A 13,351-nucleotide genomic window follows, 5' to 3' on the forward strand; every position below is an offset into this window, starting at 1 on the left:
AGGCGGGCGCGACGGCGGTTATCCAGCCCGGCGGCTCGATCCGCGACGACGAGGTGATCGCCGCTGCCGACGAAGCGGGCCTGGCGATGATCTTCACGGGGATGCGCCACTTCCGCCATTGACCCCGGTGCAAATGGCCAAGCGGGCTGCTATCGCTTGGCCATGCCGCATCTCTATCTCGTCGACGGTTCGGGTTATATCTTCCGCGCCTATCACCGGCTTCCGCCGCTCACCAACCAGCATGGGGAGCCGGTGGGCGCCGTGTACGGCTATACCACCATGTTGTGGAAGCTGGCGGACGAGTTGCACAAGGCCGATGGCCCGACGCACATGGCTGTCATTCTCGACAAGTCGAGCAAGACGTTCCGCAACGATCTGTATGACCAGTATAAGGCGCATCGCCCGCCGCCGCCCGAGGATCTGGTCCCGCAATTCCCGATGATCCGCGACGCTACGCGCGCCTTCAGCCTGCCGTGCATCGAGGAGGAGGGTTGGGAGGCCGACGACCTGATCGCCAGCTATGCCAAGGCCGCGCTGGCGCAAGGGTGGCAGGTCACGGTCGTCAGTTCGGACAAGGACCTGATGCAGCTGGTCGAGGACGGCAGCCTCGACCTGTATGACACCATGAACAACCGCCGCCTGGGCCGCGCGCATGTCGAGGAGAAGTTTGGCGTTGGCCCTGAAAAGCTGGGCGACGTGCTGGCGCTGATGGGCGACAGCGTCGACAATGTGCCTGGCGTGCCGGGCGTCGGGCCGAAGACGGCGGCCAAGCTGATCTTGGAACATGGCGACCTCGAATCGGTGCTGACCGCCGCGCCCGAGATGAAGAAGGGCAAGCTGCGCGACAACCTGATCGAACATGCCGACATGGCGCGATTGTCGCGGCGACTGGTCGAATTGTCGTGCGACGTGCCGCTGCCCGACCCGCTCGACGCGCTGGCGATGCAGGGCATTCCCGATGCGCCGCTGCGCGCGTTCCTCGAGCATCACGGCTTCCGATCGCTGATCGCCAAGCTGTCCGCCGTGGCCGATGCGCCGGTGGCAGCCGCCGCCGCGCCGGTCGCGCAGGAGGATGACCCGCCATGCGATCATGACGGCTATGAAACCGTCACCGACATCGAGGCACTCGACCGCTGGATCATCGCGGCGCGGCATCAGGGCTGGATGGCGGTCGATACCGAGACGACGGGCACCGATCCCATGCGCGCCGATCTGGTCGGCATCAGCATCGCGCTGAACCCCAATCTCGCCTGCTATATCCCCATCGCGCATGGCGGCAGCGACATGTTTGCCGAAAAGCCGGTGCAACTGGACCGCGCGCTGGTGCTGGAACGGTTGAAGCCGCTGCTGGAGGACGAAAGCGTCCTCAAGATCGGCCATAACCTGAAATACGACTTCATCATCCTGGCGCGCTGCGGGATCGCGGTCGCGCCCTATGACGACACCATCGTCATGAGCTTCGACCTCGACGCCGGGCTGCACGGGCATGGCATGGATGAGCTGGCGGCGACGCACCTGTCGCATCAGTGCATCGCCTACAAGGACGTGGTCGGCACGGGCAAGAAGCAGCTGGGCTTCAACGAAATCGACCTGAAGGCCGCCACCCGCTACGCCGCCGAGGACGCGGACGTGACATTGCGGTTGTGGCGGCGGTTCAAACCGCGCCTGCCCTATGAACGCGCCACCACCGTTTACGAGCTGGTCGACCGGCCGCTGGTGCGCGTGATCGCTGAAATGGAGATGGCCGGCGTCAAGGTCGATGCCGCTACGCTGTCGCGCCTGTCTGAAGAGTTCGCCGGACAGATGGCATTGCTGGAGACCCAAATTCACGGCCTTGCGGGCGGGCCGTTCACCATCGGCAGCCCCAAGCAGCTGGGCGACGTGCTGTTCGATCGCATGGGCCTGAAAGGCGGGCGAAAGGGCAAGTCGGGCGTCTATTCGACCGACGTGAACGAACTTGAGCGGCTGGCGGGCGACGGGGTGGAAATCGCGCGCAAGGTGCTCGACTGGCGGCAATTGTCCAAGCTGAAGTCGACCTATACCGATGCGCTGCAACAGCAGATCAATCCGCAAACGGGGCGCGTCCACACCAGCTACAGCCTGACCGGCGCGCAGACCGGGCGGCTGTCATCGACCGACCCCAATCTTCAGAACATTCCGATCCGCACCGAAACCGGTCGCCAGATTCGTGACGCCTTTGTCGCGGAACCGGGCAACGTCATTCTTGCCGCCGACTATTCGCAGATCGAATTGCGGCTGGCCGCGCATATCGCCGATGTGCCCGCCCTTCGCGACGCGTTCGCGGCGGGGGAGGACATTCACAACCGCACCGCCACCGAATTGTTCGGCGAAGTGAACCGCGACACGCGCGCGCGCGCCAAGACGATCAACTTCGCGATCCTGTATGGCATTTCCCGCTGGGGGCTGGCCGGGCGGCTGGACGTGTCGTCGGACGAAGCACAGTCGATGATCGACCGCTATTTCGAGCGTTTTCCCGGCATCAACCGCTATATCGCCGACACCCTGGCCGAGGCGAAGGAGCGCGGATATACGACGACGCTGTTCGGGCGAAAGACGCACTTTCCCCGCATTCGCGCGTCCAACCCAAATGAGCGCGCGGGGAGCGAGCGCGCCGCCATCAACGCGCCGATCCAAGGCACCAGCGCCGACATCATCAAGCGAGCGATGACGCGCATGGGACCGGCGCTGATCGAAGCGAGGCTGCCCGATGTGCGGATGTTGATGCAGGTCCACGACGAACTGGTGTTCGAACTGCCCGCCGGCGACGTTGACGCGGCCCGTCCGGTGATCGAACGCGTGATGGCGACTGCCGCCGAGCCGTTGATCGAATTGACCGTGCCGCTGGCCATCGAGATCGGCGTAGGGCCGAGCTGGGGCGCAGCGCACTGACCAGCGTTGCCGCTTTGTCGCATGGGTGGCGCAATCGATGCTTGGGGCTTTGGGTGCGCGGTGCTTTGCCCTAAGCGACGCTCACCGTGACAGATCGAGCCACACCCGACCGACCGGACGACGATATCGCCGCACTGGCCAAGGGCGGGCGGACGAATGTGCTGGGCTTCGCGCTGCGGCTGGCGGCGCGGTTGCCGTTCCTGTTCATTGCGGGCCGCGTTTATGGTCCCGAAATCGTCGGCCGGTTCGCGATCGCGGTGCTGGTGGTCGAACTCGCCGCGCTGCTCGCCACGCTGGGGTTGAAGCGCGGGCTGGCGCAGGCGCTGGCCAGGACCGACCGGCCGCACGCGCATGTCGTGTGGGACGCGATCGCGGTCGCGCTGATCCTGTCGCTGATCGCCAGCGCCGTCTTGTTCGTGTTTCCGCAGATCATGTATCCCAACAGCGAGGTGATCGGGTTCGAGCGGTTGCTGCCGCTGGTGGTGTTCGCTGTCGCCTGTTCGGACATTGCGCTGGCGGCGCTTGCCTATCGCCTGAACGTCAAGGCGGCGGTGACGGCGCGCGCGGTGGTGGAGCCATGGACGATCAGCATCGCCGCGTGGCTGCTGTCCTATGTCTCCGCCCGCGACGGATTGATTATTGCCTATGTCCTGTCGATGATCGCCGCGCTGGTCGCCAGCCTGGTGCCCTTTATCCGCAGCTATGGCCTGCCCACCGAATGGCGTCCGCATCTGACGCCGATGTTCGCATTGGCGCGCGCCAATGCGCCGCTGGCCGGGGCCGATGCGGTGGAATGGGGCACGCGCAATGTCGACCGCTTCATCCTGGGCCTGGTGTTTCCGCCCGCCGTGGTCGGCATCTATTATATGGCGCAACAGGTGGCATCGCTGCCGCAGAAGTTGAAGACCAGTTTCGACCCGGTGCTCGGCCCCGTCATCACGTCGCGGCTGGCGGTGAACGACCGCGCGGCAGTGGCGGCACAGATCCGGCAGGTCGGGTTCTGGATCATGGCGGCGCAAGCCGGGCTGGCGCTGATCGGCGGCATCCCGGCCGAAGGCGTGATGGGCGTCGTTGGTCCCGAGTTCGTCGCGGGCGCGGGCGCGTTGTGTTTCCTGCTGATCGCCGAAGTGCTGGCAGCCAATGGCGCGGTGGCCGAATCGGGGCTGGTCTATATCGCGCGGCACCGCAACCTGATGTTGTCGATCGCGATCATTGCGGTTCAGGTGGCGCTGACCTTTGCCCTGTTGTTCGTCGCACGGTCGCTGGCGTGGCCCCAAGGCTGGGCGGCGGCCATGCCCGCGGTCGCGCTGGCGATGTCGCTGGCGCTGGGATCGGTGGTGAAGTCGTTGCTGGCCGCCCGTCTGCTCGGCGCGCCGGTATCGGCATGGCGGTGGCCGTTTGTCTGGGCGGTGCTCGCCACCTCGATTGTCGGCTGGGCGTTCGTGCAGTTGCCGCCTGAGCTGGAATGGGCCGAGCTGATGATCGGCATTCCGACCATGCTGCTGGTCTATTGCGCGATCATCTGGCGCTGGGCGTTCAAGCAGGAGGACCGCGCGCTTTTCCGCCGCGCTTCGGCCTGATGTTCCCATGATGTTCGCATATCGCTATAGCAGCGGCTGTGAGCGACGAAGCGCCCCCCGTTCGCAAGATCATCCATGTCGACATGGACGCCTTTTTCGCGTCGGTCGAACAACGTGATGCGCCCGAACTGCGCGGCCGCCCGGTCGCGGTCGGGCATGGCGCGGCGCGCGGCGTGGTGGCGGCGGCGAGTTACGAGGCGCGGGCGTTCGGCGTGCGATCGGCGCTGCCGTCGGTCACGGCGATACGGCGCTGTCCCGACCTGATCTTCGTGCCGCCACGTTTCGAGGTGTATCGCGCCGTCAGCCGCCAGATCCATGACATCTTCGCCGATTATACCGACCTGATCCAGCCGCTGTCGCTGGACGAGGCGTATCTGGACGTGACGGACAACAAGCGCGGCATCGAAACCGCATGGGCCACCGCGCGCGCGATTCGGCGGCGTATCCGGGATGAGACGGGGCTGACCGCATCGGCGGGCATTTCCTACAACAAGTTCCTCGCCAAGCTGGCGTCCGACCATCGCAAGCCGAACGGGCAATTCGCGGTGACACCCGACATGGGCGCCGACTGGGTGGCGGGGTTGCCGATCGAGCGGTTTCACGGCGTCGGCCCGGTGACGGCGGCCAAGATGAAGCGGCTGGGCATCCACACCGGCGCCGACCTGCGCGATCGTTCGACGGCGTTTCTGGCCGCGAACTTTGGCAGTGCCGCCGACTGGTATCACCGGATCGCGCGCGGGCAGGACGACCGGCCCGTCAATCCGCACCGCAACCGCAAATCGTCGGGCAGCGAGACGACCTTCTCGCGCGACCTGACCGATCCGGCGGCGATCGAGGCCGAACTGATCGGACAGGTGGACGAGGTGTGGGACTGGTGCGTGGCGCGCGAAACCTGGGGCCGGACGGTAACGGTCAAGGTGCGCTACGCCGACTTCCAGCAAGTCACGCGCAGCCGCACGACCCCGGCGCCGGTGCGGCGCCGGGAGCAGTTGCACGACACCGCCCGCGCGCTGATCACCACGCTCTACCCGCTCAAGCGCGGATTGCGGCTGGTGGGCGTGACCGTTTCCAACTTCGGCGAAGGCGAGGGCGACGATGCGCCCTCGCTGTTCGACTGACCGCGCTTACTGCGTCGGGAAGCCGCGACGCTTGAACAGCGCCTGCACATCCGGGTCGCGGCCCCGGAAGGCACGATATGCGTCCTTGCGATCGGTTTCGTTGCCGGTTTCGAGCAACACGGTGCGGAAACGGTCGGCCACGTCCTTGTTCCAGACATCGCCCGATTCCTCGAACGCGGCCCAGGTGTCGGCATCCATCGTTTCCGACCAGAGGTAGCTGTAATAGCCCGCCGAATAGGCGTCGGACGAGAACAGATGATTGAATTGCGGCAAGCGGTGCCGCATCACGATCTCCTCCGGCATTCCGATTTCGGCCAGCGCAGCCCGCTCGAAGGCATCGGGATCGGTCACCGGCTCTTCCCGGTCGTGCAGCTTCATATCGACGATCGCCGAGGACAGATATTCGACCGTATCGAAACCCTGGTTGAAGGTCTGCGCCTTCTTGATCTTTTCCACCAGCGCCGCCGGGATCGGCTGACCCGTCTCGTAATGCTTGGCGAAGCGGTTGAGGACGTCCGGGGTGAGCAGCCAGTTTTCGTTCACCTGGCTGGGATACTCGACGAAATCGCGCGGCGTGCCCGCAAGTCCAGGATAATAGGGCTTGCCGAGCAGGCTGTGCAGCGCGTGGCCGAATTCGTGGAACAGCGTGGTGGCATCGTCCAGGCTGACCAAAGTCGGCGCACCGGCGGCACCCTTGGTGAAATTGTTGTTGTTCGACGCCAGCACGATCTGCTCGCCGCGCAGGCCCGTGCGCGTGCGATAGGCAGTCGCCCATGCGCCCGACCGCTTGCCCGCGCGCGCGAAATTGTCGAGGTAGAAGACACCGACCGTCTGGCCGCCACGCGTTACTTCGAAGGTGCGGACATCGGGGTGGAAGACCGGCACCGTCCCGGTATTTTCCTTGAACTGAAGGTCATAGAGGCGACCTGCGGCATAGAACATGCCATCGACCATGTTGTTCAGCTCAAGATACGGCTTCACCTCCCCTTCATCGAGATCGTATTTCGCCTTGCGGACCTTTTCCGCATAATAGCGGTAGTCCCAGCCCGCGATGTCGATCTTCGGTCCCTTGCCGGCGGCGGCTTCCTGATCGGCTAGTTTCTGCATGTCGGCGACTTCCTCGACAACGCGCGCGCGTGCGGCCGGCCAGACCGACATCATCAGTGCCGTCGCGGCCCTTGGCGTCTCCGCCATCGTATCGTCCATGCGATATTCGGCGTGGTTCTTGAACCCCAGCACCTGGGCGCGGTCCTGACGCAGTTTCAGGATCGTCGCGATCGTCGCATTGGTGTCGTTCGCATCACCATTGTCGCCGCGATTGATATAGGCCTTGTAGACCTTTTCGCGCAGCGGGCGGTTGTGGGCATACATCAGGAACGGCTGCATCGACGAACGGGTGTTCTTGACCGCCCATTTGCCCGCCTGTCCGCGCGCCTTGGCTTCTTCGGCAAGGCTCGCCTTGAAACTGTCGGGCAGGCCGGCCAGACCAGCCTCGTTTTCAATGATGATCGCCGTCTCCTCGTCCGCCAGCACCTTGCGGCTGAAATCGGTATAGGCCTTGGCCAGTTCGCCGTTGATGCGCTTGACCTCCGCCTTCTGGCTTTCGTTCAGCAGCGCGCCCGACGTGACATAATCGCGGTAGGTCCGCTCCAGCAGTCGCATCTGCTGCGCGTTCAGGCCCAGGGTCTGGCGCTGGTCGTAGAGCGTCTTGACGCGCTGAAACATCTTGGGATCGAGGCTCAACTCGGTCGCGAAGGCCGACAGTTTCGGGTTCCATTCGGCGGCGATCGCCTGAACCTCAGGCGTGGCGAGATTGCTGAGATAGACGCCCCACACCGGATAGACGCGATCAAAGGCGTTGGTCGCCTTTTCCTGTGCCTCGATCGTGTTGGCGAAGGTGGGCGCGGCGGGATTGTCGCGCACCTGGGCGAATTGCGCCCGCGCCTCTGCCATGGCGCGCTCGAACGCGGCGGGGAACATGGCCGGGTTCACCTTGTCCCATTGGGGCACGCCGTCGAAGGGACCGGTCCACTCGGCGGTCATGGGGGTTGGATCGACAGCGGCGGGGGCCGCCGGTGCGGGCGCGGTCTGGTTGCGGGTCATGGCATTGGCCTGCGTGCTGAGGGCAAGCATCGAAGCAGTGGCGAACAGGATCGCGCCGGTGGCAGATTTCATCGGGTTTCCCATGACATGAAGAATGGTTGCAACGATAACCACTCCATCGCGCACGGCGCAAGCAATGCCGCCCGATCAGTCCGCCAGCACCGGCTGCGGTTTTTCGCTGTCGTGATAGGTGACGACCCGCGCAACCACATTCTGCATCAGCTTCTGCCGCTCACGCACCGGGCGGCTGGTGTCGCCGATCATCACCGCCACGGCATAGCTGCGGCCATCGGGCGCGGTCAGGATGCCGACATCGTTGAACCCGGCGGTGCGCCCCATCAGATCCTGTCCGGTGCCCGTCTTGTGCCCCAGTTTCCAGCCCGGCGGCACGCTGGCGCGGAACCGTGCATGGCCCGTGCGCGAGCTTTCCATCGTCGCGATCAGCCACTGCGTGGACGCGGGCGACAGCAATTCGCCCCGCTGCAACTTGGCCAGTGCATTGGCGATCGAGCCGGCGGCAGCACCGTCGATCGGATCGGCGACATAGCGGTTGAATGCGGCCTGGCGCACATTGGACGGCAGCTTGGCGCGCGCGGCGTAGAAGGCGCGGCCCATGGCGTAATCCTGTCGCCACGGCAGCCCGGCTGTGCGGCTCTGCAACAAGCGCTCGCCCGGACCGAACTTGATCGCGCCCAGCGAATGGCGCTTGATATAGGCATTGACCGCCGACGGCCCGCCGACATGGCGCAGCAGCCGGTCGTTGGCAGTATTGTCGCTCATCGTCATCGCGCGGCGCACCAGATCGCGTACCGTGGTGTTGTAGACGCCGTTTTTGAGCAGCGACGCGATCGGCTGGTGAAACAGCGTCAGGTCGTTCTTGGTGACGGTGATCGGATCGTCCAGACGGATGCGCCCCTGATCGACCTGATCCAGCAGGGTCAGCGTCACCCACAGCTTGCTGACCGATTGCTGCGGCATCGGCACATCGCCATTTTTGGCGACCATCCAGCCGGTATCGATGCTCTTGACCGCCACGCCGACCTTGCCGCCGAAATCGGTCACCAGCCGGTCGATGTCGACCACCAGCGGCGTCGGGGCGGGAACCACCACTTCGCGCGGTTGTTGTTTAGGCTGGACATAACCCGGCGGCAACAATTCGGTGATGCGCCCGCCCTGATGCTGCGGCGCGGCACCGATCAGCGCGAGCGGCGCCAGTCCGCCCAGCGTCAAAGCCCGCTCCAGCACCGAAAACCGTGTCAGCACCATGTCCGTCCGCAAAGCCCCCAGAAACGCAAGCCACCATGTGCAGCCGGGCCATGTCGGGCAAGCCATGCGCGGCGCGGCTGCGATGAACACGTCTAAGCTATCGACGGATGGTGAACAACCGCCGAAGAACCGATATTCCAACGCTTTCCCGTGCGCGTCAGGGGATAAGGACGGTATCCGCCGGGTCGGGAAGCGTGTCGGGATAGTCGAGCGTGTAGTGCAGGCCACGGCTTTCGTGGCGGTGCAGCGCCGACCGCACGATCAGTTCGGCGGATTGCAGCAGGTTGCGAAGCTCGATCAGGTCGGGCGTCACGCGGAAATGGCCGTAATAATCGGCGACTTCCTCCTGTAGCATCTTGATGCGGTGCTGCGCGCGCTCCAGTCTTTTGGTGGTGCGGACGATACCGACATAATTCCACATGAACCGACGGATTTCGGTCCAGTTCTGCTTTATGACCACTTCCTCGTCACTGTCGGTAACGCGGCTGTCATCCCATGGCCGGATGGCGGGCGGCGCGGGCAGGTCGTCCCAATGCACGGCGATGTGGTTGGCGGCCGCCTCGCCGAACACGAAACATTCGAGCAGCGAGTTCGACGCCAGCCGGTTGGCGCCGTGCAGGCCCGACTGGCTGACTTCGCCCGCGGCATAAAGGCCGGGCAGGTCGGTTCGCCCGTCGCGGTCCACCATCACGCCGCCACAGGTATAATGTTGCGCGGGCACGACGGGGATCGGTTCGCGCGTCATGTCGATGCCCAGTTCGGACAGCCGTGCCTGGATGGTGGGGAAATGCGCCTTCACGAAATCGGCGCCGCGATGGCTGATGTCGAGATGGACGTAATCAAGGCCGAAGCGCTTGAGCTCTGCATCGATCGCGCGCGCCACCACGTCACGCGGCGCCAGTTCGAGGCGTTCGGCATCATAATAGGCCATGAAACGCTTGCCGGTGGTCGGGTTTATCAACCGGCCACCTTCGCCCCGCACCGCTTCGGTAATCAGGAAGTTCTTGACCTCCAGATGGAACAGGCAGGTCGGGTGGAACTGCATGAATTCCATGTTGGACACGCGCGCGCCCGCGCGCCACGCCATGGCGATGCCGTCGCCCGTCGCGCCGCGCGGCGCGGTCGAGAATTGATAGGTGCGCCCCGCGCCCCCCGTCGCCAGGATCGTCGCGCGCGCGGTGTGCAGGTCGACCCGCCCCGTCGCACGGTTGAACGCATAGACGCCGTGGACATGGCCGGCGCCCGAATAGCGCAACTCGTGGCGGCTGGTCACCAGGTCGATGGCGACCATATCGGGCACCAGCGTGATGTTGGGATGGGCGTGCGCCGCGCGCAGCAGCGCGTCCTGCACCGCCCAGCCGGTCGCGTCATCGACATGCACGATCCGCCGGTGGCTGTGCCCGCCCTCGCGCGTCAGGTGCCAGCCGTCTCCGCCGTTCTCGGCGACGTTGAACGGCACGCCCAGTGCCGCCAGCCGATCAATCGCGGCGGGTGCGCGTTCGACCACGAACTCGACGATGGCCCGGTCGTTCAGCCCGGCGCCCGCGACAATCGTGTCGCGGACATGATCCTCGAATGTGTCGCCGGGTTCCAGCACGGCGGCGATGCCGCCCTGCGCCCATGCGGTCGATCCTTCGTCCAGCCGCCCCTTGGCCAGCACGGTGACGCGAAACCGGTCGGCCAGGTTGAGCGCTGCAGTCAGCCCCGCCGCGCCCGATCCGATGACGAGAATGTCGGTGGCTGTCATCGAACTTCCTTCCCCTGCACTACGCAGTCCTCAGCCATTGACCGTGCGCGTCAGGTTGAGGAAAACGTCCTCAAGATCGGCTTCGCGGGTGGTTACATCGACGATGCCGAACCCGTCGCGCGTCACCGCCGCCAGCACCTCACCCGCATTCGCACGATCCTTGCGATAGGTGATCGCCAGCGTGCGTTCGTCCAACAGCTCGACTTTTTCGAAGCAGGTATTGCCGGGCGGCGTCGCCACGTTGCGGTCCAGCGTCACCACCACCTGTTTCTCCTGCGCCATGGCCAGCAATGCGCGGGTGGGTTCGTTGGCGACGACGCGGCCATGGTTGATGATGGCGATGCGGTCGCAAAGCTCCTCGGCCTCTTCCAGATAATGGGTGGTCAGCACCACCGTCACCCCGCGCGCGTTGAGGCCGCGCACATAATCCCACAACTGCCGGCGCAGTTCGATATCGACACCCGCGGTGGGTTCGTCGAGCACGATGACCGGTGGCGAATGGACCATCGCCTTGGCGACCATCAGCCGCCGCTTCATGCCGCCCGACAGCGTGCGCGAATAGGCGTCCGCCTTGTCCTCCAGCCCCATCGCGCGCAGCAGGTCCATGCTGCGCCGCTTTGCGCGCGGCACGCCATAGAAGCCCGCCTGGTTCTCCAGCGTCTCGAACGGCGTGAAGAACGGGTCGAAGGTGATTTCCTGATTGACGATGCCGATCGACGCCTTGGCATTGCGCGGGTGCGCGTCGATGTCGAAACCCCAGATCGAAGCCGCGCCGCCCGACTTGTTCACCAGCCCGGCCAGGATGTTGATGAGCGTGGACTTGCCCGCGCCATTGGGGCCGAGCAGGCCGAACACCTGCCCGCGCGGCACATCGAACGTCACCCCGTCCAGCGCGCGCTTGCCGCCCGCATAGGTCTTGGACAGGGCGCGGATCGAAATGGCGGCTTCGGTCATAGATGCCACCTAATGCGCCCGCGCGCCAAAGTCAGCCGCTGTTGCGAAGCGCGGTGGCGATTGCGTTGATCGACAACAGGATGCCCTCACCGATGCGCGGATCATCCTCGCCCGCGCGGTGCCGCTTGAGCAGTTCGATCTGGAGCAGGTTGAGCGGCTCGATATAGGGCAGCCGCAGCCGGATCGACGCATCGAGCGCGGGGTTTTTCTCCAGCAGACGGGTCTGGCGCGTGATGGTCAGCAGGCCGTCATGCGTTTTCTGCCAGCCCTCACGGATGCGCCCGAAGATTTCGTCGCGCGCATCCTCGTCCTCGACCAGCCGGGCATAGCGCGATGCAACGCCCATGTCGGACTTTGCCAGCACCATTTCCATGTTGGCGAGCGTCGCGGCAAAGAACGGCCAGCCCGACGCCATTTCGCGCAACAGACCCTTGTCGGCAAAGGCGTCGATTGCCTGTCCGACGCCATACCAGCCCGGCAACATGACGCGTGCCTGCGCCCAGCTGAACACCCAGGGGATGGCGCGCAGATCCTCGATCGCGTCCGATTTCTTGCGGCTGGCGGGACGCGAGCCGATCTTGAGGCCGGAAATTTCGGCGATCGGCGTCATCTGCCGGAAAAAGCTGCGAAAACCATCGGTGTCATAGACCAGCCCGCGATACGCCTTGAACGCGGTTGCCGACAACTCGTCCATCGCCGCGCCGAACCGCTCGGCATCACCGGCGGACAGGCGTTCGGGTTCGAGGCTGGCTAGCAGCGTTGCCGATGTCATCGCTTCCAGATTGGCGATGGCGCTGGCGCGCGTGCCATATTTGGCGGCGATGACCTCACCCTGTTCGGTGATGCGAATGCGGCCCTGCACGGTGCCTGGGGGCTGAGCCTGGATCGCCGCGAAGGACGAACCGCCGCCGCGCCCCACCGCGCCGCCGCGCCCGTGGAACAGCTGCATTCCCACGCCCGCTGCCTCGAACACCGGCGCCAGGGCGGTGGATCCGCGCGACAATTGCCAGGTGGAGGTCAGATAGCCGCCATCCTTGTTCGAATCGGAATAGCCGATCATCACTTCCTGATGTCCGCGCGCGGTCACGGTCGCGGCGATTTCGGGCAGCGCCAGATAATCGCGCATGATGTCGGCGCCGGCCTCGAGATCGGCGACGGTTTCGAACAGCGGCACGACCATGACATGCGCCACCGGCGGCTTGCCGGGTATCCACAGGCCCGCTTCCTTGAGCATCAGATGGACTTCGAGCAGGTCGCTGACCGACTGCGCCATCGAGATCACATATTGATTTATGCACTGCCGGCCGTAGCGGTCATGTGCGGCGGCGGCGGCGTGCAGGATCGCGAGTTCGCCCGCCGTCTCCTCTGAATATTTGGCATAGGGGCTGGTCAGCGGACGCGGGCTGGCCAGTTCGCGGCGCAGCACCGCCACGCGCGTATCCTCGTCCAGCGCGGCATAATCGTCCTCCACGCCCGCGACCGTCAGCAATTCGGCGACGACGCGTTCATGCACGGCCGAGTTCTGGCGCATATCGAGCGTTGCCAGGTGAAAGCCGAAAATCTCGACCGCGCGGATCAGCCGGCCGAGTGCGCCGCCCGACGCCAATATCCCCTCGCCCTTGCTGGCCAGACCGCGCGCCAGCCCCACCAGTTCGTCGCGCAGTTCGGCGGGA

General features: G+C 65.2%; 8 protein-coding genes. 3 read left to right on the top strand and 5 right to left on the bottom strand.

Annotated features, from left to right (window positions below):
• The first annotated feature begins 162 nt into the window (after positions 1-162).
• From polA to dinB, 3 genes are all read left to right on the top strand, one after another.
• Positions 163-2,910, top strand: coding sequence for a DNA polymerase I (gene polA, locus VL973_RS10255; protein ID WP_325283931.1), 2,748 nt, complete (start codon positions 163-165; stop codon positions 2,908-2,910).
• Positions 2,911-2,996: 86 nt separating this feature from the next.
• Positions 2,997-4,490, top strand: a complete 1,494-nt coding sequence (locus VL973_RS10260) for a lipopolysaccharide biosynthesis protein (RefSeq protein ID WP_325283924.1) — start codon at positions 2,997-2,999, stop codon at positions 4,488-4,490.
• Between the two features lie 83 nt (positions 4,491-4,573).
• Entirely contained in the window at positions 4,574-5,608 is a 1,035-nt protein-coding gene (gene dinB, locus VL973_RS10265) for a DNA polymerase IV (protein ID WP_414712234.1), read from the top strand.
• A gap of 6 nt (positions 5,609-5,614) precedes the next feature.
• Here dinB and VL973_RS10270 read toward each other — a convergent pair whose 3' ends face one another.
• From VL973_RS10270 to VL973_RS10290, 5 genes are all read right to left on the bottom strand, one after another.
• The gene (locus VL973_RS10270; protein WP_325283926.1) at positions 5,615-7,783 is read right to left on the bottom strand and encodes a M3 family metallopeptidase; all 2,169 of its coding nucleotides are present in this window, start codon (positions 7,781-7,783) and stop codon (positions 5,615-5,617) included.
• Between the two features lie 75 nt (positions 7,784-7,858).
• Complete coding sequence (locus tag VL973_RS10275; protein ID WP_325283927.1) at positions 7,859-8,977, bottom strand: serine hydrolase; 1,119 nt, start codon at positions 8,975-8,977, stop codon at positions 7,859-7,861.
• Positions 8,978-9,134: 157 nt separating this feature from the next.
• Positions 9,135-10,724, bottom strand: coding sequence for an L-aspartate oxidase (gene nadB / locus VL973_RS10280; RefSeq protein WP_325283928.1), 1,590 nt, complete (start codon positions 10,722-10,724; stop codon positions 9,135-9,137).
• 30 nt (positions 10,725-10,754) lie between these two features.
• Positions 10,755-11,678: an ABC transporter ATP-binding protein gene (locus VL973_RS10285; protein ID WP_325283929.1), complete on the bottom strand. Its 924-nt coding sequence runs from the start codon at positions 11,676-11,678 to the stop codon at positions 10,755-10,757.
• 31 nt (positions 11,679-11,709) lie between these two features.
• A partial coding sequence (locus tag VL973_RS10290) for a phosphoenolpyruvate carboxylase (protein WP_325283930.1) occupies positions 11,710-13,351 on the bottom strand: 1,642 nt, incomplete at its 5' end.

This window comes from Sphingomonas sp. (assembly GCF_035490575.1).
In the GTDB taxonomy this organism is placed as follows: domain Bacteria; phylum Pseudomonadota; class Alphaproteobacteria; order Sphingomonadales; family Sphingomonadaceae; genus Sphingomonas.

What these genes read in the sequence shown, in the direction of transcription:
- polA (WP_325283931.1), top strand. Translation starts at nt 163, where the DNA reads ATGCCGCATCTCTATCTCGTCGACGGTTCGGGTTATATCTTCCGCGCC.
- dinB (WP_414712234.1), top strand. Translation starts at nt 4,574, where the DNA reads ATGGACGCCTTTTTCGCGTCGGTCGAACAACGTGATGCGCCCGAACTG.
- VL973_RS10270 (WP_325283926.1), bottom strand. Translation starts at nt 7,783, where the DNA reads ATGAAATCTGCCACCGGCGCGATCCTGTTCGCCACTGCTTCGATGCTT.
- VL973_RS10275 (WP_325283927.1), bottom strand. Translation starts at nt 8,977, where the DNA reads ATGGTGCTGACACGGTTTTCGGTGCTGGAGCGGGCTTTGACGCTGGGC.
- nadB (WP_325283928.1), bottom strand. Translation starts at nt 10,724, where the DNA reads ATGACAGCCACCGACATTCTCGTCATCGGATCGGGCGCGGCGGGGCTG.
- VL973_RS10285 (WP_325283929.1), bottom strand. Translation starts at nt 11,678, where the DNA reads ATGACCGAAGCCGCCATTTCGATCCGCGCCCTGTCCAAGACCTATGCG.